Annotated in this window: 18 protein-coding genes, 2 tRNA genes, 2 rRNA genes and 1 pseudogene; 6 read left to right on the forward strand and 17 right to left on the reverse strand. The window is 61.6% G+C overall.

Annotated features, from left to right (window positions below; translation table 11 throughout):
* Window positions 1-28: 28 nt before the first annotated feature.
* Window positions 29-619: an NADPH:quinone oxidoreductase MdaB gene (gene mdaB / locus ACOKS3_RS24960; protein WP_103448990.1), complete on the reverse strand. Its 591-nt coding sequence runs from the start codon at window positions 617-619 to the stop codon at window positions 29-31.
* Between the two features lie 158 nt (window positions 620-777).
* Here mdaB and ACOKS3_RS24965 point away from each other — a divergent pair, with 158 nt between their 5' ends.
* On the forward strand, window positions 778-1092 hold the full coding sequence (locus ACOKS3_RS24965) for a putative quinol monooxygenase (protein ID WP_103448989.1): 315 nt from the start codon (window positions 778-780) through the stop codon (window positions 1090-1092).
* Here the strand turns inward: ACOKS3_RS24965 and ACOKS3_RS24970 are convergent.
* The gene (locus tag ACOKS3_RS24970) at window positions 1082-1846 is read right to left on the reverse strand and encodes a sulfite exporter TauE/SafE family protein (RefSeq protein ID WP_103449872.1); all 765 of its coding nucleotides are present in this window, start codon (window positions 1844-1846) and stop codon (window positions 1082-1084) included. The genes ACOKS3_RS24965 and ACOKS3_RS24970 overlap by 11 nt on opposite strands.
* A gap of 78 nt (window positions 1847-1924) precedes the next feature.
* On the opposite strand from ACOKS3_RS24970, the gene ACOKS3_RS24975 reads away from it, so the two are divergent.
* Window positions 1925-2809: a LysR family transcriptional regulator gene (locus ACOKS3_RS24975; protein WP_103448988.1), complete on the forward strand. Its 885-nt coding sequence runs from the start codon at window positions 1925-1927 to the stop codon at window positions 2807-2809.
* A gap of 95 nt (window positions 2810-2904) precedes the next feature.
* Here ACOKS3_RS24975 and ACOKS3_RS24980 read toward each other — a convergent pair whose 3' ends face one another.
* From ACOKS3_RS24980 to ACOKS3_RS24990, 3 genes are all read right to left on the reverse strand, one after another.
* A complete protein-coding gene (locus ACOKS3_RS24980) occupies window positions 2905-3312 on the reverse strand; it encodes a type II toxin-antitoxin system HicB family antitoxin (RefSeq protein WP_103448987.1) in 408 nt (135 codons plus the stop codon).
* The gene (locus tag ACOKS3_RS24985; RefSeq protein WP_103448985.1) at window positions 3309-3536 is read right to left on the reverse strand and encodes a type II toxin-antitoxin system HicA family toxin; all 228 of its coding nucleotides are present in this window, start codon (window positions 3534-3536) and stop codon (window positions 3309-3311) included. The genes ACOKS3_RS24980 and ACOKS3_RS24985 overlap by 4 nt, the downstream gene beginning before the upstream one ends.
* A 173-nt stretch (window positions 3537-3709) precedes the next feature.
* Window positions 3710-3985 (reverse strand): metal/formaldehyde-sensitive transcriptional repressor, encoded by a 276-nt coding sequence (locus ACOKS3_RS24990; RefSeq protein ID WP_060485576.1) that lies wholly within the window; start codon window positions 3983-3985, stop codon window positions 3710-3712.
* A 70-nt stretch (window positions 3986-4055) separates the two neighbouring features.
* Here ACOKS3_RS24990 and dmeF point away from each other — a divergent pair.
* A pseudogene (gene dmeF / locus ACOKS3_RS24995) lies at window positions 4056-4984 on the forward strand (CDF family Co(II)/Ni(II) efflux transporter DmeF).
* 96 nt (window positions 4985-5080) lie between these two features.
* Entirely contained in the window at window positions 5081-5425 is a 345-nt protein-coding gene (locus tag ACOKS3_RS25000; protein ID WP_003258412.1) for a cupin domain-containing protein, read from the forward strand.
* An 87-nt stretch (window positions 5426-5512) separates the two neighbouring features.
* On the opposite strand, the gene mmsB is transcribed toward ACOKS3_RS25000, so the two are convergent.
* Window positions 5513-6403, reverse strand: a complete 891-nt coding sequence (mmsB, locus tag ACOKS3_RS25005; protein WP_422763710.1) for a 3-hydroxyisobutyrate dehydrogenase — start codon at window positions 6401-6403, stop codon at window positions 5513-5515.
* Between the two features lie 10 nt (window positions 6404-6413).
* Window positions 6414-7940 (reverse strand): CoA-acylating methylmalonate-semialdehyde dehydrogenase, encoded by a 1527-nt coding sequence (locus ACOKS3_RS25010; protein ID WP_103448979.1) that lies wholly within the window; start codon window positions 7938-7940, stop codon window positions 6414-6416.
* 132 nt (window positions 7941-8072) lie between these two features.
* On the opposite strand from ACOKS3_RS25010, the gene ACOKS3_RS25015 reads away from it, so the two are divergent.
* Both ACOKS3_RS25015 and ACOKS3_RS25020 read left to right on the forward strand, forming a co-directional pair.
* Window positions 8073-9023 carry a LysR family transcriptional regulator gene (locus ACOKS3_RS25015; RefSeq protein ID WP_103448977.1) on the forward strand — a complete coding sequence of 317 codons (951 nt, stop codon included), beginning with the start codon at window positions 8073-8075 and terminating at the stop codon, window positions 9021-9023.
* Between the two features lie 564 nt (window positions 9024-9587).
* A complete protein-coding gene (locus ACOKS3_RS25020; protein ID WP_103448976.1) occupies window positions 9588-9851 on the forward strand; it encodes a DUF3077 domain-containing protein in 264 nt (87 codons plus the stop codon).
* Window positions 9852-10207: 356 nt separating this feature from the next.
* Here the strand turns inward: ACOKS3_RS25020 and yfiB are convergent, their stop codons facing one another.
* The 10 genes from yfiB to ACOKS3_RS25070 form a co-directional block, all read right to left on the reverse strand.
* Complete coding sequence (gene yfiB / locus ACOKS3_RS25025) at window positions 10208-10699, reverse strand: outer membrane lipoprotein YfiB (protein ID WP_103448974.1); 492 nt, start codon at window positions 10697-10699, stop codon at window positions 10208-10210.
* A 3-nt stretch (window positions 10700-10702) separates the two neighbouring features.
* Window positions 10703-12004: a diguanylate cyclase DgcN/YfiN gene (gene dgcN, locus ACOKS3_RS25030; protein WP_374755322.1), complete on the reverse strand. Its 1302-nt coding sequence runs from the start codon at window positions 12002-12004 to the stop codon at window positions 10703-10705.
* Window positions 12001-12567 carry a regulatory sequestration protein YfiR gene (gene yfiR / locus ACOKS3_RS25035; RefSeq protein ID WP_422763709.1) on the reverse strand — a complete coding sequence of 189 codons (567 nt, stop codon included), beginning with the start codon at window positions 12565-12567 and terminating at the stop codon, window positions 12001-12003. Before yfiR ends, dgcN begins: the two co-directional genes overlap by 4 nt.
* A gap of 112 nt (window positions 12568-12679) precedes the next feature.
* Window positions 12680-14755, reverse strand: a complete 2076-nt coding sequence (gene recD, locus ACOKS3_RS25040; protein WP_422763708.1) for an exodeoxyribonuclease V subunit alpha — start codon at window positions 14753-14755, stop codon at window positions 12680-12682.
* Window positions 14752-18423, reverse strand: a complete 3672-nt coding sequence (recB, locus tag ACOKS3_RS25045) for an exodeoxyribonuclease V subunit beta (protein ID WP_422763707.1) — start codon at window positions 18421-18423, stop codon at window positions 14752-14754. The genes recD and recB overlap by 4 nt, the downstream gene beginning before the upstream one ends.
* Window positions 18420-21884 carry an exodeoxyribonuclease V subunit gamma gene (gene recC, locus ACOKS3_RS25050; RefSeq protein WP_422763706.1) on the reverse strand — a complete coding sequence of 1155 codons (3465 nt, stop codon included), beginning with the start codon at window positions 21882-21884 and terminating at the stop codon, window positions 18420-18422. Before recC ends, recB begins: the two co-directional genes overlap by 4 nt.
* A 124-nt stretch (window positions 21885-22008) precedes the next feature.
* Window positions 22009-22124 (reverse strand): 5S ribosomal RNA (gene rrf / locus ACOKS3_RS25055).
* 130 nt (window positions 22125-22254) lie between these two features.
* Window positions 22255-25146: ribosomal RNA gene (locus ACOKS3_RS25060) — 23S ribosomal RNA — on the reverse strand.
* A 236-nt stretch (window positions 25147-25382) separates the two neighbouring features.
* Window positions 25383-25458: transfer RNA gene (locus tag ACOKS3_RS25065), tRNA-Ala, on the reverse strand.
* Window positions 25459-25479: 21 nt separating this feature from the next.
* Window positions 25480-25556: transfer RNA gene (locus ACOKS3_RS25070), tRNA-Ile, on the reverse strand.
* Between the last annotated feature and the right edge of the window lie 64 nt (window positions 25557-25620).

Here is a 25620-nt window from a genome sequence, read left to right on the forward strand (position 1 = left end):
GAGCGCCTGTGCTGGGTCCGTGCGGGAATTAGATAGCCTTGCCGAACACCTTGTCCAGATGAGCCTCATAGGCCGCCAGGGCTGTCGGCACATCCGGGCGCTTCATCACATCCACCGCGAGGAAGGTCGGCAGACCGGTCATGCCAAGGAACTGGTTGGCCTTGTGGAACGGGAAGTACACCGCATCCACGCCCTTACCCTCGAAGAAGTCGCTCGGGTCATCGAACGCTTGCTGTGGCGCATTCCAGGTCAACGACAGCATGTACTGCTTGCCGTGCACCAGGCCACCGCTGCCGTACTTCTGCGAATGGTCGGAACGGGTGCGGCCATCGTTGGCATAGAGGCTGCCGTGGCCGGCGGTGAAGACATCGTCGATGTATTTCTTCACGGTCCACGGTGCGCCCATCCACCAGCCTGGCATCTGGTAGATGATCACATCGGCCCAGAGGAATTTCTCGACCTCGGCCTGGGCGTCGTAACCACCGTCGATGAAAGTCTGCTGTACATCGAAACCGGCACGGTCCAGATGGACCAGGGCGGCGTCGTGCAGGGTCTGGTTGAGACGGCCGTCGGAGTGAGCGAACTGTTTGCCGCCATTAAGCAGAAGGATCTTTTTCATGCTGGGCCTCGGGGTCATAAATGGATGACCGGCACAGTAATGGCTCGTGGGCGTGGGATACAGCAGGTACAGGGCAAAATACAATTGACCTGAAGTCACGAATACAGACTTAATTATTGCCGTAAAATCGATTCACCCTTCTTCAGTGAGTACGATCAATGAGTCAGCAGCACGCATTCATCCTCAAGGCCAAGACCCGTCCGGAAATGGCCGAAGCCTTCGAAACCCTGTTCCGCGCCTACGTCGAACCCAGCCGCCAGGAACCGGGCTGCATCGAATACCACATGCTGCGCGACCAGCAGGACCCGAGCCTGTTCGTGTTCTATGAGGTGTGGGCCGACAAGGCTGCGCTGGACGTGCACTCGGCACTGCCGCACATGGTCGAGTTCTTCGAAAAACGCATGGACTACCTGGAGCGCGATTTCGACATCCAGCCGATCGTCATGCTCAGCGCCTCGTCCGCTAACCGTTGATCAGCAGATGGCCGCCCAACGCGGCCAGGCCTATGAAGAAGCAGCGCTTGAACAGCGCTGCGCTGATGCGCTGGCGCAGCCACTGCCCCGCGAGCATGCCCAGCAACGCCGGCGCCAGCATCAGCAACGAAGCACCCAGCGCTTGCCCACCCAGGGCATCCTGCCCCGCCAGGCCAAAGGCCAGCGCCAGGGTCGAGACCGTGAACGACAGGCCCAGTGCCTGGATCATCTCGTCGCGGCTCAGGCCCAGGCTCTGCAGGTAAGGCACCGCAGGCATTACGAACACTCCAGTGGCCGAAGTGACCACACCGGTCACCAGCCCACAGACCGGCCCCAGCCAGCCTTCCTGCTTCGGCGCTACCCGCAACGCCGGGCCTGCCAACCCGTACAGCGCGTAGATCACCAGCGCCGCCCCCAACGCATGCACCGCCCAGGGCCCGCTGTTGATACCCAACCAGGCACTGCCCAGCAAGGTACCGACGAAGATCATCGCCAGCATCGGCCCAAGCCTGCGCAGCAGCGCCGGCAGATGCCCTCCGGCTGCGAGTTGCCAGAGGTTGGTCAGCGTCGACGGAACGATCAGAAGCGCCGCAGCCTGCGCCGGTGGCATAGCCAGCCCCAGCAAGCCCATGGCGATGGTCGGCAGGCCGAGGCCGATCACACCTTTGACAGCACCGGCCAGCAGGAAGGTGATGACCACCAGCAGCGTCAATGCCGGGCCTATGTTCTGGTAGAAAGCGATCAAGGTATCCATGGCCGCCATGATGGCGCGCAGCGATTGGACTGAAAATCTGCCATATACTCAGCCAGACTCTCGCCAGGACAGAGGCAGATGCATTTCGACCTGATCGACCTCCGGCTTTTCCAGCACACCGCCGAATGCGGCAACATCACCGCCGGCGCCCGCCGCAGCCATCTTTCGCTGCCAGCGGCCAGTGCACGTATCCGCGCCATGGAGGCCTCGCTGGGAACGCCGTTGCTTGAGCGCAACCGCCGTGGCGTGCAGCCGACGCCCGCCGGGCAAGCACTGCTGCAACATGCACGGCTGATCGGCCAGCAGGTCGAGCGCCTGCAGTTCGACCTGGCCCACTATGCACGCGGCCAGCAAGGCCAGGTGCGGCTGCTGTGCAACACGGCGGCGCTGACCGAGTACCTGCCGGAGCTGCTGGCCAGCTACCTTGCCGACAACCCTGGGATCAGCATCGATGTGCAGGAGCTGCCGAGCCTGCGTATTGTGCAGTCGATCACTCAGGGCATGGCTGACCTGGGCATCATTTCCACCGCCGCGCCCAGCGCGCATCTGCAGACCCTGCCCTTTCGCGATGACCCGCTGGTGCTGGTAACACCACTGGATCATCCCCTCGCCGCAGAGCCCGCCCCGAGCTTTTGCGACTGCCTTGCCCATGGCCATGTCGGGCTGGGGGTGAACAGTGCCTTGGCGTTGTATCTGGAGGAACAGGCCCTGCGCGAAGGCCATCGCATGCAGGTCCGGGTGCGGGCCGAAGGGTTTGACGGGGTGATACGCATGGTTGCCCGTGGCGCTGGTATCGGCGTGGTGCCGCTGGCATCGTTGCAGCGCTGGAAGGGCGTGTTGCCGATGCATTGGGTGGCACTGCGGGAAGACTGGGCCAACCGGCGGTTGCTGTTGTGTGCGCGGGATTTTGCCGGGTTACCGGGCTATGCGGCGGGGTTGGTCGAGCGATTGATGCAAGCGTGAATGTCCAACGTCACCTGAGCTGACGTATTTGCGGCGGTTCGGCGCCCCGATTCACGCACTTCCACAATTGATGGATTCCAAAATCGACTCGTTGTTCAGTGCGCGAGCGCCAGCTCTCGCAGTGCAGCCGAGGCGAGAAATCCGGAACGGGAGGCATACCGATGATCACGCTTCACTTTTTCGTCGATCCGCTGCAGCAGGTTTTCCGGCAGTGTTGCATTGAACCGCACGGCCTTGCCCAGATACGGCGTGACATCAAAATCAACGACAGCCCAGACCCCACCTGCATAATCGGGATTCGCCACATGGACGTCGACTTCCTGCGCTTGCGGAAGCGCTTCGTTATCAGCAACCAAGCCTTCGAAATGAAGCGCCAGCGCCTCCTGAACGTTTTCCAGCGCTTGAGCGACATTCGCACCGGCAGAGAAGCAACCTGGCACATCGGGAACGGTCACTCCGTAGTCCGAATCGGCGTCCTTGTGCAATACCACCGGAAATTTCATTGCGCGTCTCCACTGATGTTCGAGCTGCCGAAGCCACTGGACTGCTTCAAGCCAGCTTGTTTCAAGATGCTGTGTACGGTGCCTTTAGGCAGATCGCTCTTGGGATGAGGAACTGTCACCCTCCCCTTCTTGAACGGATGCCTGAACTGGTGATGGCTGCCCTTCACCTCGACTTCATACCACCCGTCCGCCTCAATGAGCAGGATCACTTCACGACTGCGCATTCACTCTTCCTTCGGCAGTCGATGTGTATGATACACACCGAATTAACCAAAACGAAGCGCAGTACACACTACGCGCACTTCCAGCGACCAGCGGATGGTTCATATCACCTTGTAGGCTTCAACTTATAGCTCTGTAGGAAGCCTACATTCCTACCGTATACCCCCAGGGGGTATCACTTCAGATAAGACCGCAACAACGCCGCCACCTTGTCCGCCTCTTCCTGCCGTTCCTCTGTACTCAGCCCTTCCGCCACCAGGTGTTCGCGGATGTGCCCTTCCATCACCTCGGTCATCAGCCCGTTCACCGCGCCGCGCACGGCGGCGATCTGCTGGAGGATCGCCAGGCAGTCCTTGTCTTGCTCCAGCGCGGTCTCCAGAGCAGCGGCCTGGCCTTTGATCTTGCGCACGCGGGTCAGCAGCTGCTTCTTGCTCTTGATCGTATGTGCCATTCGCTTTCACACCATGCTAGGTATACTGGGGTATAGTATATTTCTCGACATTCCGGGAGCATGATAAACCATGGCGACACAAACCTCAGGCCGCTGGCAGCACAGCCACCAGTTCCATACCAGCAACCTTGGCGCCGAGCGCAAGACACGCCTGGCCGTGTGGCTGACGGCGATCATGATGGTGGCGGAAATCGCCGGGGGTTGGTTCTTCAACTCCATGGCCCTGCTCGCCGACGGCTGGCACATGAGCTCGCACGCCCTGGCCCTCGGACTGTCGCTGCTGGCCTACGCTGCCGCGCGTCGTTATGCCAAGGACCAACGCTTCGCTTTTGGCACCTGAAGATCGAGATCCTCGGCGGCTACTCCAGCGCCCTGCTGCTGCTCGGTGTGGCCGGGCTGATGGCCTTCCAGTCGGCCGAGCGCCTGCTGACGCCAGGGCCTATCCACTATGACGAGGCGATCTTCATCGCGGTGATCGGCCTGGCCGTGAACCTGATCTGCGCCTGGCTGCTGCGCGACGACCACGATCATCACCACCATGACCATGGCCATCATCACCACGGCCATCATCACCACGACCTGAACCTGCGCTCGGCCTACCTGCACGTGATCGCCGACGCCGCCACGTCGGTGCTGGCGATCGTCGCCCTGCTGGCCGGCAAGTTCTGGGGCGCCAGTTGGCTCGACCCGGTGATGGGCCTGGTCGGTGCCGTGCTGGTGGCGCTCTGGGCCCGTGGCCTGCTGCGCGATACCGGCCGCGTCTTGCTGGATGCCGAGATGGATGCGCCGGTGGTCGAGGAGATTCGCGAGGTGGTCGCCGAACTGCCGGTGCCCGCCACCATCACCGACCTGCACGTGTGGCGCGTGGGTAAGGACCAGTACGCCTGCATCCTCAGCTTGGCCACCCAGGCCGCACTGAGCGCCGACAGCGTGCGCCAGGCACTGGGCGTGCACCAGGAACTGGCCCATATCACCGTCGAGGTCAACGCCCTGGCATAGCGCGGGCAGGCAGCTGGACGTCGAGCCCAGGCAACTGCGGCTCGGCGGATGGCCCTATGGTGACGAGTCATTCAGCCAGTCACCAGGAGTTGTGCCATGTCCGATTTCATCACCGTCCTGCGCGAAACCTGCCCGACGCCGGTCGTGGACGCCACCAAGTGGAAGCGCATCGGCGGCGATCCGCACACCGTCAACCTCAACGCCTACCTGTCGGCCGACGGCAGCAAGATCATGGGCACCTGGATCTGCACCCCGGGCAAGTTCGAGGTCAACTACGAGAAGTGGGAGTTCTGTCACTTCCTCGATGGCTACTGCATCATCACCCCGGAAGGCGAAGAGCCGAAGCACCTGAAAGCGGGTGATGTGTTCGTGATCGAACCGGGGATGAAAGGTACCTGGGAAGTGGTCGAGACCGTGCGCAAGTATTTCGTCTTCGCCTGATAAAAAACATCGCAGGAAGGGTGCCCTTCCCTCTGGTGCGCAGTTACAGAGGGAAGGCCGCCCGGCCCGCGATAAAGTCCTCGCTCGTCAATCCTTCTTGCGGTAACCCTCGACGATCGCCGAGAAATCCTTGCCGCCTTCACCACGCAGGCTCATCGCCTGATACAGCTGCTGGGCCACGGCACCCAAAATGACCGGCTGGTGCGCCTGACGCGCAGCCTCGGTGGCCAGCCCCAGGTCCTTGAGCATCAGTTCGGCACCAAAGCCACCGGTATACCCACGCGACGCGGGGGCGGTCTCGATGATGCCCGGCCATGGGTTGTAGGTATCGGAGCTCCAGCAACGCCCGGTCGAACTGTTGATGATCCCCGCCAGCACCTTGGTGTCGATACCCAGCGCATTGCCCAAGGCCATGGCCTCGGACACGCCGATCATCGAGATACCCAACAGCAGGTTGTTGCAGATCTTGGCGATCTGCCCGGTACCCACTTCACCGCAGTGCACGATGTTGCGGCCCATCTGCTCCAGCACCGGCTTGAACGTGGCGAACAGCTCATTGCTGGCGCCGACCATGAAGGTCAGCGTACCGGCCGCCGCGCCGCCGGTCCCCCCGGACACCGGCGCATCGCCCATGTCCACACCTTTTGCCGCAGCGGCCTTGGACACATCACGCGCGGTCTGCGGGTCGATGGTGCTGCAGTCCAGCGTCGGCGTGCCCGGGCGAATGCCCGCCAGCACACCGTCGTCTTCGTTGAGGTATACGGCGCGCACATGGGCTGCCGCCGGCAGCATGGTGATCACCAGCTCGCTGCTGGCCGCCGCGTCCTTCGGCGAGGCGCTGACCTGCCCGCCCAGCTCAGCGAGCTCGGCCAGCACGGTCTTGTTCAGGTCAAACAGGTTCAGCTGGTGCCCGGCCTTGATCAGGTTGCGGGCCATGGGCGCGCCCATGTTGCCCAGGCCGATGAATGCGATACGCATGACAAGCTCCTTAGCGCAGGCTGATGGTGGTGTTCACACCGTCGTTGACGCTGTCGTCATCGAACCAGCGGGCGGTGACGGTCTTGGTCTGAGTGTAGAACTGCACCACTTGCTTGCCGTACGGGCCCAGGTCGCCGAGCTTGGAACCCCGCGAGCCGGTGAAGCTGAAGAACGGTACCGGTACCGGAATCGGGATGTTGATACCGACCTGGCCGATGTCGATCTCGCTCTGGAACTTGCGCGCCGCCGCGCCGCTCTGGGTAAACAGGCCAGTGCCGTTGCCGAACGGGTTGGCGTTGACCAGGGCAATGGCTTCGTCAAGGGTGTCGACTTCCAAGGTCACCAGCACTGGGCCGAAGATTTCCTGGGTGTACACCTGCATGTCGGTTTTCACCCCCGAGAACAGGGTCGGGCCGACGAAGTTGCCTTGCTCGTAGCCTGGCACCTTCACACCACGGCCATCGAGTTCGAGCTTGGCGCCTTCCTGAATGCCGCTTTCGATCAGGCCCAGCACCCGCTCCTTGGCGCGTTTGGAAACCACCGGGCCGACATCGGTGCCAGGCTCGCAACCGGCGTTGACCTTGAGCTTGCTCGCCGCGTCCTTGATGTCCGGCAGCCACTCACGCGCCTTGCCCACCAGCACCGCCACCGAGGTGGCCATGCAGCGCTGGCCTGCTGCGCCGAAGGCGGCACCGACCAGGGCGTTGACGGTTTGCGTGCGGTTGGCGTCGGGCAGCACCACGGCGTGGTTCTTCGCGCCCATCATCGACTGCACGCGTTTGCCGTGCTGGCTGGCCAGGTTGTACACGTGGGTGCCGACTTCGGTGGAGCCGACGAAGGAAATCGCCTTGATGTCCTGGTGAGTGCAGATCGCATCCACCACTTGCTTGCCGCCGTGCACCACGTTCAGCACACCGGCAGGCACACCGGCTTCCAGCGCCAGCTCGACCAGCAGCATGGTCGACAGTGGATCCTGCTCGGAGGGTTTGAGGACGAAGGTGTTGCCGCAGACGATGGCCATCGGGAACATCCACAGCGGGATCATCGCCGGGAAGTTGAACGGGGTGATGCCAGCGCACACACCGATCGGCTGGCGCAGGGTGTAGGTGTCCACGCCACCGGCAACGTTCTCGGCGAACTCGCCCATCTGTAGGGTGCCGATGGAGGCCGCATGCTCGACCACTTCCAGGCCGCGGAAAATGTCGCCTTCGGCGTCGGCAAGGGTCTTGCCCTGCTCGGCGCTGAGTACCTGGGCGATGCGCTTGGTGTGTTCGCGGATCAGCGCCTGCAGCTTGAGCATGATGCGCATGCGTGCCCCGATCGGGGTGTCGCGCCAGGTCTTGAAGGCGCGCTGGCCAGCAGCCACGGCGGCATCCACTTCTTCGACGGTGGCGAACGGTACCCGCGCCAGCACCTCTTGGGTGGCCGGGTTGACGATATCGCGCCATTCGCTGGTTTTCGACTCGACCCACTGGCCGTCGATCAGCAACTTGACCTGCTCGACCTTGGTCTTGTCAGGGGATTGTGGTGCGTTCATCTGCGTTCTCCTTGGAATTATTGTCAGGACGAGATCGCCAGCGCCGGGCAAACACGAGGTGGCGCCTTGGGGCTTTTTTCGAGTATAGATGTGCAAACATCCAACAAGAACGCACAAAAAAACCGGATCAACATGCAAAAAGACCTGACCTCCCTCAGTGCGCTGAACTGGGACGACCTGAAGTTCTTCCTCGAAGTGGCGCGCACGCGCAAGGCCAGCAGCGCTGCCAAACGCCTGGCCGTCGACTACACCACGGTGTCGCGGCGCATCAGCTCGCTGGAGGGGGCGTTGGGCACGCTGCTGTTCGAAAAGTCACGCACCAATGGCTTCGTGCTGACCGCCGAGGGGCAGCGCCTGCTGGGCTATGCAGAGTCGATCGAGAGCACCTTGCACATGGCCTGCGAACAGGTCTCCGGCTCCGGCGTGGCGCTGTCGGGGCATGTGCGCATGGGCTGCACCGAGGGCTTTGGCAGCTTTTTCGTCACCCCACAATTAAGCCATTTCGTCGATGCCTACCCGGCGATCTCGGTGGATATCCTGCCGCTGCCGCACTTCATCAGCCTGTCCAAACGAGAGGCAGACATCGTCATTGCCCTGGAACGGCCGGAGCATGGGCCTTATGTGTGCTGCAAGCTGTGTGACTATCGGTTGCGGCTTTATGCGACCCAGGACTACCTCGACAGCCATGCACCGATCCGCCAGGTCAGCGACCTGGTCAGCCACCCGTTCATCAGTTATGTGGACGACCTGGCGTTCAGTTCGGAGTTGCTGTACCTGGCCAACATGATTCCCAATGCCAATGCGCATTTGCGCAGCACCAGTGTCATAGCCCAGTACACGGCAGCGCTGCAGGGGCGTGGGTTGGCGATTTTGCCGTGCTTCCTCGCGGCGCAGGATGCGCGGCTGGTGACGGTGTTGCCGGAGGAGATCGAAGTGACGCGGCAATTCTGGATGTATTGCCGGGAAGATTTGCGCAAGCTGAAGCGGATTACCCTGCTGTGGGATTACATCCGCGGGGTGACCGAGGCGAATGCGCCATTGTTGATGGGCGAGACGCGCGAGATGCGCTTTGCTCAGGATTGATGGGGCCGGCGCTCGATCTCATAAACGCTGAAAATCTGAAGGCGATCCCCTCTGATTCAAAACCTCAGATTTTTCCCGTTGTTTGTAGTCCATTTCTGAATTAGCTTCCTACCGCCCTTGGGCCATTGCGGTGGTGTTCTCGGCGGAATAGTGTGGCCCGGTCGTTGCCAAAGCAGCGACCGGGCCTGCAAGCCCGTCCAGAGCAAAAATGTCGATCACCGATAGCCAATGGCATGCCATTGCGCGCGCTTGATGGTGGCTGCGTACGGGAGGTTTTCGAACCTGCCGGATTTTTGCTCTCTGCCGGTCTTGCAGACCCGTACGTGGCCGCCACCCATCACACTGCAAGTCACGAGTGGCGGCTCTAGCCAACCCATAGAGAGTGCCACCATGCTAAAGATTGTTCCCGATCCACCCCACGATTTTCATTCCCTTGAAGACACCCTGATCCAGGCCACCGACTAAGCGCTGTGCGCGACGACAGTGGTGCATCAGGCGTTGCTGCTGCAGCCCAAGTCACCGGCGTCGATCCTGATGATGGTGGAAATTTCAAGGAGATGAACAATGCCCACAGACGACACCCAATGCACCGTCGGCAAGACCACCTTCTTCCAAGGTGAAAACCAGACCCACCCGCTGTTCCGCATCGAACCCGGTATCCCTTGCCGCGACGCCCGCGAGCAGGCCTCGGAATTGATGGGCTATGTGCGCGAGCTGACCATCCTCGGCTTGATGGAAGAGAAACCGATGATGATCTGGGCTTCGCACTACCTGAGCGCGATGGCCAAGGCGCTGATGGATGATGCGGAGATGGGTATGAGGCGTTGATGGGCCAGGCCTGATAGCGCATCACGGCCACCAGGTGTTCGCCGACAGATGTGCAGCGCCTATCAGATCGAGCGCCGCCCGCGCGGCGCATCGCGAGCTGCGCTCGCTCCTACGTTTGTTTCGGGCCAAATACTCCTGCGGGATTTGCGCGCGAACGCCTTAGTGCATGGCGCGACACCGCGTCGTACCTACAAGGCGGTCGCGCGCGCCTGTCCCAGGTATTACTGGCCCGAAACAAACGTAGGAGCGAGCGCAGCTCGCGATGCGCCGCGCGGGCGGCGCTCGGTCTCATAGGCGCCGAAAGCCACAAGGCAGGCACCTGCCAGCTACACCTCGCTGCATTCTTTGCAGCTATGTCAATAAGACGCCACCACAATCGACACCCGGCGGTTCTCGGTCCGCCCGGCGCTGGTGCGGTTGTCCGCCACCGGCTGCGTGCTGCCCAGCCCACGGGTACGGATGTTCTGCGCCAGCATGCCAACGTCGATCAACGCGTTGGCCACACTCTGCGCCCGTCGCTCGGACAGCTGCTGGTTGTACGCCGCTTTGCCCGAGGCATCGGCATGGCCATCAACCCGCAAACGCTGAATACCCACGCCCAGCAAGGCCTTGCCGATCCGCTCGACGATCGCCTGGCTCGGGCCATTGAGCCTGTCCAGGTCGCTGCCGAACAGCACCTTGCCCGACAGGTCGAACGCCCAGCCCTCGTCGGTGGGGGCAAAGCCTTCACGCTTGAGCACGGCAATCTGCTCGGCGGTCAGCCCTTTTGGGGGCGTGCTCTGGCACCCAGTCAACGCCAGCATAGCCAGCAACATCAGGACGAACGAAAAACGCAAACGCTGTATCACGGTTCAACTCCTGTTCCTGAAATCGGCGGCGGACCGTTCCGTCTGCGCCGCTTGCCACTGGCCACGACGCTTGCGCTTGGCCTGGTACATCGCCGCATCGGCGGCATTGAGGAGGCTGGCAGGGTCGCTGCCATCATCCGGGTAATAGGCGATGCCGACACTGAGCGACGTGGTGAGGCTTTCGCCGCCCTCGAGCAGCATCGGCAACTGCATGCTGGCGATGATCTTCTCGGCGATGCGTTCGGCGTCCTCGCGAGCGTGCAGCGGGGTCAACAATACAGCGAACTCGTCACCGCCCAGGCGGGCCACCAGGTCGTGCTCGCGCAGCTGCGCACGCACGCGGTCGGCGATGTTGATCAGCACTTCGTCGCCCACGGCATGGCCGAGGCTGTCGTTGATCTGCTTGAAGTGGTCACTGTCGAGGAACAGCAACGCCAAATGGTCTTGCTGCCGTGCGGCGTTGCGTAGGCTGCGGCTGAGACGGCCCTCGAAGAAGGCGCGGTTGGGCAGGCCGGTGAGGCTGTCGTGGCTGGCCTGGTGAGCCAGGGTCGCGTTCTCGTTCTGCAGGTGGCTGTGCCAGACCTCCAGCTCATCGAGCAACGCGTTGAAGTCGTTGCCCAACTCGTTGAGCTCGGCAATGGGCGCCTCTGGCACCCGGCGGTCGAAACTGCGTTCGCGACGGGCGGCATGGGCCACGCTGGCCAGGCCGCGCAGGGGCCGAACGATGTCACCGAGCAAGCGCCGCGACAGGTACAAGGCGACGAAGGCACTGAGGATCGTGCAGAACAGGATGCCGCCCAGTCCGCTGAGCAGGAACAGCAGCAGGCTGCGGCCCTGGCCGATCAGCTCGATATGCCCGACCTTTTGTTGCTGGTGCAGGATTGGCAGGTTGATCGGCTCATCCAGCAAGGTCGTCGCCACTTGCGCCTCAAGGCGCCCGAGCACCCCTTCATCGCCGCGCTGCCAATGTGCCAACTGCTCCCCGTCGTTGTTGAAGACCTTGGCGTCCGCCACTTCTTCGGTCTTGGCGATCAGTTCCAGTGCCTCATTGGCCGCAGCGCTGTCGTCGAACACCACGGCAGCTTCGACGGTGTAGTTGATCGAACGGGCAATCAGGTGGAGGTTGTGGTTGGCGTATACACGCAGAGCCAACACGCCGAGCAGCGTCAGCGAGATACCGGCCAGGCCCACCGCCATCACGGCCACGCTGAGGTGGCCACGGCCGAGCACCGAGCGCAAGGTCGGGCGCACGCCGCGCTTCTTGTCGGCCTTGCTGGCTGAGCTGTTCATGGCCGGGCTTTTCATGGCATAGCTCCGCGACGCCGTGACAGCTGCAGCACACTGGGGTGGATACGCACGCCGGAACGCGCCACGGAATCGAGGTTTACCTCGAAAGCCACCTGCTGATCGCCGACGCGCAGGCAGAACAGGCTACCGACCGTGCACGGGTCGTCGGCTTCGCTGATGCTCAGTACCGGCTGGCCAGTGATGGCCTGAAACAGACGATCACGCTGGGCATCGTCGAGCTTGCCGATGTACACGGCGTCGCAGGCTTGGGCGACCTGCCGGTCGTCGGCCAGCAGGCGGCGTACCTGCAAGGGTTGGCCGGAGTTCTGCAGACTGCCCTTGATCAGGTCGTCGGCGTATTCGGTAGGGCCGACCAGGCACAGGCGCAAGGGTACTGGCTCGGTCGGCCAGCGCGCATAGCTGAGGATACCCAGGACCACCTGGGTCACCGCCCTGGCACGCTGCTGGGCCTGTGCGGAGGTGGCCGAACCATCCGCCTGGGCAGGGCTGGCCAATAGCGACAGGGCAACTAGCAGCAGCGAAAGCGCACAGCCTGTCAACCGCTCCCTGGCGCCTGTCATGTGAGAATTCTCTCAAAAAAACCTGTCTGAAGTCGGCGCAACGATAGCACAACGCTGGCTATCTGTAGGAACGGGATTGCCCGCTCCCATAGGGTCAGTCACAAGCCCCCGGTCAGACTTGCTCAAGCATCAGGCCGGAAATACGCCGTACCTTGCGCAGCACCGCTTCCTCGAAAATGCCCTGGCGCGGCTCGATCAGACTGAAGCAATGCTTGGCCCGGGTGATGCCGGTGTACACCAGTTCCTTGGTCAGCACCGGGTTGAGTGCATCCGGCAGCACCAGCGCGGTGTGGCTGAACTCTGAGCCCTGGGACTTGTGAACGGTCATGGCGTAAACGGTTTCCACCTCGTTGAGGCGGCTGGGCAGGACGAAGCGCACCCCACCACTGCCGTCGTTGCGCGGGAAGGCCACGCGCAGCAACGCTTCACCTTGCTCGTCTGGCAGGCGCAGGGCGATGCCGATGTCACCGTTCATCAAGCCCAAGCCATAGTCGTTGCGCGTGACCAGCACCGGGCGGCCCTCATACCACGGCTGCTGGCTGTCGATCAGCCCGGCATTGTGCAGCACGCGCGCCACCCGCTCGTTGAGGCCTTCGACCCCCCAGGCCCCCTTGCGCACAGCGCACAGCAGCTGGAAGTCTTCGAAACTGTGCAGCACCCTGCCGGCCCACTGCTCCCAGCGCGGATCGTCGAATGCAGTACCCGGTGCCGGGCGATAGCGGCCAATGGCACGCAGATAGCTGCGATAGCCCTGAGGCCCTTCATTACCGCGGTTGAGGCCGTCGAGAATCAGGCGATCAAAGGCCCGATCCTGCTCGCCGCGCAGCGCCAGGCCGAACACGTCTGCTGGCGGCATGCTCAGCAGGTCCCGCGCCGCCTGGGCCTCCTGGCGATTGACCAGGCGCGCCAGCTGGCCGATGCCACTGCCTTCACCAAAGCGCCTCGAGAAGCGCAGCATCACCACCTGCTGGGCCAACGGATTGCGTTGGGCATCGCCAACTTTCAGGCCACTGGCGGCCAGCGATTGGCCACCGAGCTGTTCCAGCCAGGCCTGGGTCGCGGGCGAATAGCACCCCTCCTCGGCATCCCGGCACAGGTCACCGAGCACAGCGCCAGCCTCTACCGAGGCCAGCTGGTCCTTGTCCCCCAGCAGAATCAGCCGCGCCTTGGGCGGCATAGCCTGAAGCAGGTTGGCCATCATCTCCAGGTCGATCATTGACGCTTCGTCGACCACCAACACATCCAGCGGCAGCGGGTTGCCGGCATGGTGACGGAAGTGCCGCGAGCCGGGGCGGCTGCCGAGCAGGCGGTGAACGGTGCTGACGTCGGTGGGAATCTGCCCGCGCACATCGGCACTCACTTGCAACCGTTCAACCTGCTGGCCGATGGATTCGGTCAGGCGTGCTGCAGCCTTGCCGGTCGGCGCGGCCAGGCGAATGCGCAGCGGCCTGCCCTGCTCTACCGCAGGCGCCTGCAGCAGCGCCAGCAAGCGCACCACCGTGGTGGTCTTGCCGGTACCGGGGCCGCCAGTGATGATGCTGAAGCCTGCGCGGGTGGCCAAGGCGCAGGCGAGTTTCTGCCAGTCCACCTGACCTGCCAGGGCACTTTCGTCGAACAGCTGCGCCAGGCGCGCGGGCAGGTCGGCCGAGGCCGCTTCGTCCTGATTCAGGCGTTGGCGCAGGGTCTGGTCGATCTGCCGCTCGTAGCTCCAGTAGCGACGCAAGTACAGGCGCTGGCCGCTGAGTACCAGCGGGCGCGCGTGCTGGCCCGGCGTATCGCCGGCAGCCACCAGCGGGCTGGCAGCTATACGCTGCAGCCAGGTGGGCAAGCCTAGGTTGGCCAGCAGCTGCGAGGGCAACAGCAACGGGCCGGTCAAGGCATCGCCTTCCGGCGGCAGTGACAGCGCGAAATCAGGCTCGGCGAGGGTCTGCCGCAGGTCGAGGCAGACATGCCCGTGGCCCAGCTGATGGCTGGCCAGGGCTGCCGCCAGCAACAGCAACGGGTCACTGCCTGGGGCTCGCTCTTCAAGAAAACTGACGAACGCCCGGTCGAGCGCACGCAGCCAGCCCCGCTCGACCCAGCGATCGAGCAACTGCACGAGGTCCGCACTGTTGTGCTGGGGGGCCAGGGCCAGCAGGTGCTCAGCGTGCAGTGGCGTAGGCAAGAGATCGTCGAGGGTTCGGCTCATGTCACGGCTCCGGCAAACAGGTCCTGCTGCTCGGGCGCGTGCACGCCACGGAACAGCGCATCGAGGGCCTCGATCAGCGCGCGTGGCGGCTTGGCGAAGTACACACCGTGGCCACTGCTGCTGGCGCCGCGCAGGAAGATGAACAGGGCACCGCCGATATGGTGGTCGTAATCGTAATCCGGCAGCCGTGCGCGCAACTGGCGATGCAAGGCCAGCAAGTAGAGCACGTACTGCAGGTCGTAGCGGTGTTCGAGGATGGCTTTTTCCATGGCCTGGGTGTCGTAGGCCTGGATATCCGGGCCGAGCCAGTTGGACTTGTAGTCCGCCACGTAATAGCGCCCGTCGAGCTCGTAGGCCAGGTCGATGAAACCTTTGAACATGCCGTTGAGCAGGGTCGGCTGCGCAGCCGGGCGTACTGTACCGGGGTGGGTATGCCGGGCCACCAGGCGGTCGAGCTGCTCGGCGTCGACGTTGTGGCTGGCGAACCAGAACTCCATCTCGATCTGGTAATGCTGCAATTGCCCAAGCGTCAGCTGCGAAGCACCGGCCGGCATGGGCTCGTTGAGCAAGCGCTGCAGCCATTGGCTGAGTGTCGGGATCCAGCCGGCCCAGTCGCGGCGGTTGCAACGCTGGCCAACGGTACGCTCGATGAGCTTGGGGTTGCCGGCGACTTCGGCAAAGCCTTCACGACCGGCCCACTCCAGCAGCCCGTGGAGGAAGGTGCCCGGGTTGGGGCCGCGGGGGAAGCGATGGATGTCGCCCCCGTCGGCAGGCACTTCGCGGATCAGCTGGGTATCGGCCACTTCATCATCGAGCAGTTGCTGGGCCTGAGAGCTGTCGGCCCCGAGGGTCTGTTCGCCAACGCGCAAGGCACTGTAAGACGCGATCCACCAGTGCTCGGCGGCAGCCCGGCGTGGCTTGCGAGCGGGTAATAGCTCATGCTCGGCCTGGGAGGCGCGGTAGTGCTCATCGCAGGCTTGCGGCAGGGCCGGGCAGGCAATATTCGCGCAGCCTGCCCGCAAGCTCTGCAGCCACGCCTTGAGGTGCTCCGAGCCAGGCAGGGCCAGGCCGCCACCGAGCAGGTAGCCAAGCGCCGAGCGGTGCAGCTGCGAGCTCTTCTGGTTGCCACGCTTGAGGTCGGCAACACCCAGCCAGCAGGCGTGCTGGGCACGCGTCAGGGCCACATAGAGCAGGCGCAGGTCTTCAGCCAGGCGCTCCTCGTCGGCCAGGGCGATCTGCGCGGCATCGGGGCTCAGCGTCAGTTGTGCATTGCCTTGGCTGTCGTGCCAGGTCAATGGCAGGCGGCTGCCGTCCACCGGCTTGCTGGTGCAGATGAACGGCAGGTAGACCAAGGGGTATTCCAGGCCCTTGGACTTGTGGATAGTCACCACCTTGACCAGCTGCTCGTCACTTTCAAGGCGCAGGATCTGCTCTTCGCCCACTTGGCCGGCGTTGGCCAGGTGCTCGGCCAGGTGACGGATCAACGCCTGCTCACCGTCCAGCTCGCCGGCTGCCTGCTGCAGCAATTCTGCGAGGTGCAGCAGGTTGGTCAGCACGCGTTCGCCATCCGTGCGGCCGATCAGCATGCGCGGCAGCTCGAAGTCGTGCAGCAAGTGCCGCAGCATGGGCAGCACACCCTGGCGCTGCCAGATTTCGCGGTAGCGACGGAAGCGCATGACCCAGCCCTCCCACACCCGCTCGTCCTGGTTCAGCTGGTCCAGTTCAGCCAGCGATAGCTCCAGGGTCAGGCTGGCCAGTGCGGCCTTGAGCAGGCGCTCGGAATCCGGTTCGGCGCAGGCCTTGAGCCAGGCCAGCAAGTCATGGGCCTCTTGGGCGGCAAACACCGAATCCTTGTCGGAAAGATACACGCTGCGCACATCACGGGCGGCAAGCTCGCTACGCACCAGTTGCGCTTCATGGCCATCACGCACCAGGATGGCGATGTCCGAAGGCTGGCACGGGCGCAGCTCGCCTTGGTCATCGCTGAAGCCGGTCACCCCACGCTGGCCGCCATTCAACACGGCAACGATGTGGCTCGCGCAGCTGGCGGCCAGCTGCTGCCGGTAGAGCGTGCTGGATACCGGCTCTTCGCTTTCCAGCTGCCAGCATTGCAACGCTGCACACGCCTCGCCATCGATCAGCAGGCGCTCGCTGCGGCCCTTGGCACGGACCTCGACGAAGGGCAACGGGTTGTCGTCGGCTTCGCGGAACAGGAAGGCCCCCTTGCCCTGCGCGCGGGCTTCGGCCTGCAGGAACACCTGGTTGACCGCCGCGACCATTGCCTGGCTGGAGCGGTAGTTGGTGTCCAGGCTGTGCAGGCGGCCGGCAGTGGCACGCCGGGCCGACAGGTAGGTGTAGATATCGGCGCCACGGAAGGCGTAGATCGCCTGTTTGGGGTCGCCGATCATGAACAGGCCAGTTTCTGGGTGGTTCTCGCTGATGCGATAGATGCTTTCGAAGATGCCGTACTGGACTGGGTCGGTGTCCTGGAACTCATCGATCAACGCCACAGGGAATTGCTCACGAATCAGCGCCGCCAGGCGCTCACCCGATTCCGTGCCCAAAGCATGTTGCAGACGCAGCAACATATCGTCGAAGCCCATTTCGGCACGCCGGCGTTTTTCCACCTCGAAGCGCGCCGCAACCCAGGCCGCTGCGTGTTCGAGCATGCGCGCTTCCGGGCTGACCAGGGCCTGCAGCTGTTGCTGCAGGTTCTGCATGGCATGAAAGGCCGGATGGTCGGGCGGATCACCGGCTTTCCAGGCTTCAGCCATCCCCGCCGGGGTCAGCCGGGTAAAGCCGGTGCCCAGGTCGAGCTCCACCTCTTGTTCATCACCGGCCCAGGTTCGCAGTTTCTCGAACCAGGGCTCAAAGTAGCGCGCCTGCAGTTTGCGGCCATCGGCCTGTTTCGCGGCCACGGCGTCGCGGCAGATCTGCTGCAGCTCGTCCGCCCATCGCACCCACGGTGCCTTGAGTTGGCGCAACTGCTCGACCCGCTGTTGCAGCGCGGTATCGATCAGCGCTTGCGGCTCCGCTTCGTCCTGCTGTGCACGCACACAACCGAACAACGGGCGGATGCGCGGCAGCAGGGCATCGGGGCTGACCCAATAGCTGCGCACCCAGTTCAGCGCTTCGCCGTGCATGCCATAGCAGAAGCGCCGCCAGTAATCGCGCATGACCTGGCCGAGCAGGTCGCTGTGGTCGGTTTCCAGGCTCTGGGTAAACAGGCTTCCACTGTCGAAGGCATGCTCACGAAGCATGCGCTGGCACCAGCCATGGATGGTCGACACTGCCGCTTCATCCATCCACTGCACAGCGACTTCCAGGCGATTGGCGCAACGTAGCCAGTGCTCTTCGGCATAGTCGTCACGCAGCTGATGCAGTAGCGGGTCGGCACCTTCCAGCTCGCCGCGGAAGAAGCGCGCTGCCTCGGCAAGGCGGGCGCGAATACGCTCGCGCAGCTCCTTGGTGGCGGCATCGGTGAAGGTCACCACCAGAATCTGCGGTGGCAGCAGTTCGCGGCCAAAGCCTTGCTCACCGCCGTGGCCGAGGATCAGGCGCAGGTACAGCGCGGAAATGGTGAACGTCTTGCCCGTGCCGGCACTGGCTTCAATCAGCTGGCTGCCATGCAGGGGAAAACTCAGTGCCAGGGGGCGGGCCTGGGTCATGCTTCACTCTCCGGATTGCCCTGGGCTTGCCAGGCAGCGCTGAACAGGGGGCGATACAAGGCTTCACACCAGCCTTCGAAGGTTTCGTCGGCGCTGAGCGCGGCGAAATCGCGGAACTGCCGGGCCAGGGCAACACTTTCGCTGCGCTCGCCGAAACTGGTACGGCCATCTCCCTCATAGGCACGGGTGGCGGCTGCCAGGGCCTTGTCCGGATCCTCCTGAGCCAGCCAGGCAAAGGCGGTCTTGGCAGCGACAGGCAGGGGCGCATTCATTGCGGCCTGGCGCGCTACCAGCAGGTGACCCAGTTGTTCGGCAGCCTGAGCCTGTGGCAACGGGCCGAGCAGCAGGGTGATGTCACTGGCCAGCAATGCGCTGTGCAGGGGATAACCGGCGGCGCAGGCGGCCAGGTGCATCACCCAGCTGGCGATCAGGCGGTGCCACTTGAGGTTGTTGCGCCCGGCGCTGATGGTGTTGGGCACCGTAGTGATGCTCAACAGGCTTTGATCGTCGGCTTGGTAGACCCGGCCCAGCCAGCCTTCAAGACGGTGGTTGGCATGCTCGAAATGGATCGGCAGCGCGCCGTCGACCACTGTTGGCCAGCGCTGCAACAGTTGGCGATGACGTTGCAGTAGATCGGGCAGAGGCTGAATCAGCTCGGCTTGCAGCAGTTCGCCGAAACCCGCCAGGGGTAGCATGCCGCAGGCTTGCAGGCGGCGGGCCTGGGCTTGCAGCGCCCGTTCGGCATTGTCAGGGTCGCTCAGGGCTGCGCTCAACAGGCTTTCGCTGGCGCTATAGCGCTGCAAGGCATCGAGGACGAATGGCTCATCGTCTGGCGTGGGCGCTTCCAGGGCTTCGAAGAACACTTTCAGGCGCTGGCTGAAGAAGTGCCGGACGGGGTGACGCAAGAAGTCCTGCAGCTGGGTCAGCGTCAGCGCTTCATCGCTGACGTAAGGTGGCAGGCCGAGATCGGGTTGCTCGTCATCGGTGGTTTGCTGGTGCAACAATTGCCACTCATGGGCATAGCTGAACAGCGCACTGCCTTTCTGGAAATAACGCGCGCTGAAAGGCTGTAGCGGGTGCTCCTGGGTCAAGGCGGGCAGCAGTTGCTCGCCGCCAGCATGGCCCTTCAGGCGCCAACCAGCAGCCAGGTGGTCACGCAATTGGCCGATCAGCACCGAGGCCGGCCGCTCACTGTTATCACGGATGCTGCGGCCCACCCAGCTGATGTAGAGCTGGTCACGTGCCGACAGCAGCGCTTCGAGCAGCAGGTAACGGTCGTCCTCGCGGCGCGAACGATCACCGGGGCGGTAGTCGCTGGCCATCAGGTCGAAGTCCAGCGGCGGCTGGGCACGCGGGTAATCGCCATCGTTCATGCCCAGCAGGCAGACGACGCGGAAAGGAATTGCCCGCATCGGCATCAAGGTGCAGAAATTCACCGAACCGGCGAGAAAACGCTGGGACAGCTTGCCTTCGTCGAGGCCCGACAGCCAGGCCTCACGGATCACCGTGAGTGGCAGCTGGTCTTGCAGGCCTACGGTTTCACAGACTTCAAGCCAGCTATCGCGCAATTCCTGCAGTTGCATCAAAAGGTATTCGTCGTGCTCCTCCTCGGCGAGGAAGAACACCTGTAACAGAGCGTTGAGGCGTTCGCCCCACTCGCTGGCCGTGGCGGGCTGGGACAATGCCTCGTTGGCCACTTCCAGGGCATCGAGCAGCGCGACCAAGGGGCCGATCAAAGCGGCGTCCAGGCCGCCGATTTCATCGTAGGGTTCGATACCGTCGCAGCCCTCTCCCATGCCCACGGCGTAACCCAGAAGCATACGCCGCAGACCGAAGCGCCAACTGTTCTGCTCCAGCCCCTGGGGCAACCCAAGGGTGGCACGCTGGTCGGCGTTCAACCCCCAGCGAATGCCTGCGCCTTCGATCCAGCGGTGCAGGGTAGGCAGGTCGCTTTCGCGGATGCCGAAACGCGCACGGACCGCCGGAACGTCGAGCAGGTCGAGCACTTCACTGACCGCGAAGCGGCTGTCCGGGAGCTTGAGCAGGTGCTCAAGGGCAATCAGCAGGGGGTCGCGCCCACGCTGGCCCTGGTCGGTCAGGGTGAACGGAATGTAGCGCGGGTCGTTGCGCAGCAGTTGGCCAAACACCGCACGGATATGCGGCGCGTAGGTGTCGATTGCCGGGAGCATGACGATGACGTCTCGCGGGCGCAACGTGGGGTCGGCGCTGAAGCGGGCCAGTAACTGGTCGTGCAGGATTTCCACTTCGCGCTGTGGGCTATGTGCCACGTGAAAGCGCACGGAACGGTCCTTGGTCAGGTCGACCTCAGGCCAACGTTCGCGGGTTTCTGCGAGCGGACGCAGTTCGAGAATATCGTCCTGCAGCTGATTCAGCAGCGTGGTGGGCTGGCCTTCACTGAACAGATCGATGCGCCCGTCGCTGAACACGCCTTGATAGCTGCCGGGGTCGTCGTAGCTGTCCAGCAGGTTGATGTAATCGCGGCCTTGCTTGCCCCAGGCGGCCAGCAGTGGGTGGGCGTGTTGATGCAGCGACTCGTCGTCCATTTGCAGGGGCATACCTTGCTTGCGCTGCTGCCGCTTGTACTGGTGGCGTAGCAGGTCCTTGTCGGCAACGATGTCGGCCCAATGGTGACGGCAAGGGTTATGAACGCAGAGCAATAACTGGCTGAAACGGGACAGGCCGGCAAGTGCCTCCAATGCCTGGGCAGGCAACGAAGAAATACCAAACACGATGACCCGCGAAGGGAGCCCATGGGGTGCGGTTTCCAGGCTGTTGATGCGTTCGATGAAGCGCTGATGCACCCCTGCCCGGCTCTGCGCCATGCCCTGTTCACCGACATCCTCGAGCAACGCTCGCCACAGTTCGGCCTGCCAGCGGTTACCTGGAGCGAGTGGTTTGCGCTCACCGCGAGCGGTATTGAGGATGTGCTCGCCGGATGCCCAGTCCTTAAGCCAGTCGGCGCGGTAGACCTGGTATTGGTCGAACAGGTCGGCCAGGCGCTCGGCCAGCTGATAGCGCTTGCGCAGGTCATTGTCATCGGTGAGGAAGCGGCGGAGCGGTTCGAAATGTGGGCGCTCGATCAATGCGGGCAGCAGGCGCATCAGGCGCCAGGTCAGCGGTGCCTTGTCGAGCAGCGACACTTCAGGGATTTCGTCGCGCCCGAGCACCTTGCGATACAACTGCCACATGAAGCTACCGGGCAGTTGCACATCGATGGCAGCTGCAATACCGCAGCCACCCATGTCATCTTCCTGAGGGTCTTCGGCAAGGGCCAGCTTGAGCCATTGGGCAATACCATTGCTCTGTACCAGGGCGATTTCGTTTTCCAACGGTGCCAGCGGATAACGGCGCATCCAACTCACTACCAGGCTGCGCAGGTCGTCCAGGCGGTTGCCGTGGACGATCATGAAACCGGGCTGCAGCGAGGTGGTGTTGGGCATGGAGAAATCCCTGGGAAGAGAATGGGGAACGATATCACGGCTGGCTGCCGATGCTGCCCCGAGTAAAAGCCAGAAAAGACAAAACCCCTACCTGCATGCGCAGATAGGGGTTTTGCGAAATGAATCTTGACGATGACCTACTCTCACATGGGGAAACCCCACACTACCATCGGCGATGCATCGTTTCACTACTGAGTTCGGGATGGGATCAGGTGGTTCCAATGCTCTATGGTCGTCAAGAAATTCTGTAGCCAGAATGTCTGTTGAACACTCTTGGCGAATTCGGATATGTGAATTTGTGATGTTGCGAACTTTCGGTTCTTTCGTCTTCACCACCGCAATCTGCGTTAGCAAATTGCTTGGGTGTTATATGGTCAAGCCTCACGGGCAATTAGTATTGGTTAGCTCAACGCCTCACAGCGCTTACACACCCAACCTATCAACGTCGTAGTCTTCGACGGCCCTTTAGGGGATTCAAGATCCCAGTGAGATCTCATCTTGAGGCAAGTTTCCCGCTTAGATGCTTTCAGCGGTTATCTCTTCCGAACATAGCTACCCGGCAATGCCACTGGCGTGACAACCGGAACACCAGAGGTTCGTCCACTCCGGTCCTCTCGTACTAGGAGCAGCCCCTCTCAAATCTCAAACGTCCACGGCAGATAGGGACCGAACTGTCTCACGACGTTCTAAACCCAGCTCGCGTACCACTTTAAATGGCGAACAGCCATACCCTTGGGACCGGCTTCAGCCCCAGGATGTGATGAGCCGACATCGAGGTGCCAAACACCGCCGTCGATATGAACTCTTGGGCGGTATCAGCCTGTTATCCCCGGAGTACCTTTTATCCGTTGAGCGATGGCCCTTCCATACAGAACCACCGGATCACTAAGACCTACTTTCGTACCTGCTCGACGTGTTTGTCTCGCAGTCAAGCGCGCTTTTGCCTTTATACTCTACGACCGATTTCCGACCGGTCTGAGCGCACCTTCGTACTCCTCCGTTACTCTTTGGGAGGAGACCGCCCCAGTCAAACTACCCACCATACACTGTCCTCGATCCGGATAACGGACCTGAGTTAGAACCTCAAAGTTGCCAGGGTGGTATTTCAAGGATGGCTCCATGAGAACTGGCGTCCCCACTTCAAAGCCTCCCACCTATCCTACACAAGCAAATTCAAAGTCCAGTGCAAAGCTATAGTAAAGGTTCACGGGGTCTTTCCGTCTAGCCGCGGATACACTGCATCTTCACAGCGATTTCAATTTCACTGAGTCTCGGGTGGAGACAGCGCCGCCATCGTTACGCCATTCGTGCAGGTCGGAACTTACCCGACAAGGAATTTCGCTACCTTAGGACCGTTATAGTTACGGCCGCCGTTTACCGGGGCTTCGATCAAGAGCTTCGCTTGCGCTAACCCCATCAATTAACCTTCCGGCACCGGGCAGGCGTCACACCCTATACGTCCACTTTCGTGTTTGCAGAGTGCTGTGTTTTTAATAAACAGTCGCAGCGGCCTGGTATCTTCGACCGGCATGGGCTTACGGAGCAAGTCCTTCACCCTCGCCGGCGCACCTTCTCCCGAAGTTACGGTGCCATTTTGCCTAGTTCCTTCACCCGAGTTCTCTCAAGCGCCTTGGTATTCTCTACCTAACCACCTGTGTCGGTTTGGGGTACGGTTCCCAGTTATCTGAAGCTTAGGAGCTTTTCTTGGAAGCATGGCATCAACCACTTCGCGCTCTAATGAGCACTCGTCATCAGCTCTCGGCCTTGAAATCCCGGATTTGCCTAAGATTTCAGCCTACCACCTTAAACTTGGACAACCAACGCCAAGCTGGCCTAGCCTTCTCCGTCCCTCCATCGCAATAACTGGAAGTACAGGAATATTAACCTGTTTTCCATCGACTACGCTTTTCAGCCTCGCCTTAGGGACCGACTAACCCTGCGTCGATTAACGTTGCGCAGGAAACCTTGGTCTTTCGGCGTGCGAGTTTTTCACTCGCATTGTCGTTACTCATGTCAGCATTCGCACTTCTGATACCTCCAGCAAGCTTCTCAACTCACCTTCACAGGCTTACAGAACGCTCCTCTACCGCGTCATCAAAGATGACACCCGTAGCTTCGGTGCATGGTTTGAGCCCCGTTACATCTTCCGCGCAGGCCGACTCGACTAGTGAGCTATTACGCTTTCTTTAAAGGGTGGCTGCTTCTAAGCCAACCTCCTAGCTGTCTAAGCCTTCCCACATCGTTTCCCACTTAACCATGACTTTGGGACCTTAGCTGACGGTCTGGGTTGTTTCCCTTTTCACGACGGACGTTAGCACCCGCCGTGTGTCTCCCATGCTCGGCACTTGTAGGTATTCGGAGTTTGCATCGGTTTGGTAAGTCGGGATGACCCCCTAGCCGAAACAGTGCTCTACCCCCTACAGTGATACATGAGGCGCTACCTAAATAGCTTTCGAGGAGAACCAGCTATCTCCGAGCTTGATTAGCCTTTCACTCCGATCCACAGGTCATCCGCTAACTTTTCAACGGTAGTCGGTTCGGTCCTCCAGTCAGTGTTACCTAACCTTCAACCTGCCCATGGATAGATCGCCCGGTTTCGGGTCTATACCCAGCGACTAAACGCCCTATTAAGACTCGCTTTCGCTACGCCTCCCCTATTCGGTTAAGCTCGCCACTGAATATAAGTCGCTGACCCATTATACAAAAGGTACGCAGTCACCTAACAAAGTAGGCTCCCACTGCTTGTACGCATACGGTTTCAGGTTCTATTTCACTCCCCTCTCCGGGGTTCTTTTCGCCTTTCCCTCACGGTACTGGTTCACTATCGGTCAGTCAGTAGTATTTAGCCTTGGAGGATGGTCCCCCCATGTTCAGACAAAGTTTCTCGTGCTCCGTCCTACTCGATTTCATTGATAAGAGATTTTCGTGTACGGGGCTATCACCCACTATGGCCGCACTTTCCAGAGCGTTCCACTAATCTCAAACCAACTTAAGGGCTGGTCCCCGTTCGCTCGCCACTACTAAGGGAATCTCGGTTGATTTCTTTTCCTCAGGGTACTTAGATGTTTCAGTTCCCCTGGTTCGCCTCTTGCACCTATGTATTCAGTACAAGATACTCAGCTTATGCTGAGTGGGTTCCCCCATTCAGAGATCTCTGGATCACAGTCTGTTTGCCGACTCCCCAAAGCTTATCGCAGGCTACCACGTCTTTCATCGCCTCTGACTGCCAAGGCATCCACCGTATGCGCTTCTTCACTTGACCATATAACCCCAAGCAATCTGGTTATACTGTGAAGACGACATTCGCCGAAAATTCGCATTTCGCTCAATTAAGAGCAGAACTCACAAATTTTACCTTAGCCTGATCCACCAGCAGTGAAACTGGTGTTCAGTCTATATCTATCACATATCCGAATTTTTAAAGAACGATCTGACAAAAGTCAGAAATCAACATTCAAACCGAATGCTCATTTCTAAGTTCTGAACAGTGATGCAAAGTGGTGGAGCCAAGCGGGATCGAACCGCTGACCTCCTGCGTGCAAGGCAGGCGCTCTCCCAGCTGAGCTATGGCCCCGTATACGGCTGAACCAAGTAATGGTAGGTCTGGGCAGATTTGAACTGCCGACCTCACCCTTATCAGGGGTGCGCTCTAACCAACTGAGCTACAGACCTATAACAGGGTCGCGTTACAGCATCGTCTTTTACAATGAATCAAGCAATTCGTGTGGGAGCTCAT

This window comes from Pseudomonas sp. HS6-2, from assembly GCF_049325675.2.
Classification (GTDB): Bacteria; Pseudomonadota; Gammaproteobacteria; order Pseudomonadales; family Pseudomonadaceae; genus Aquipseudomonas; species Aquipseudomonas putida_N.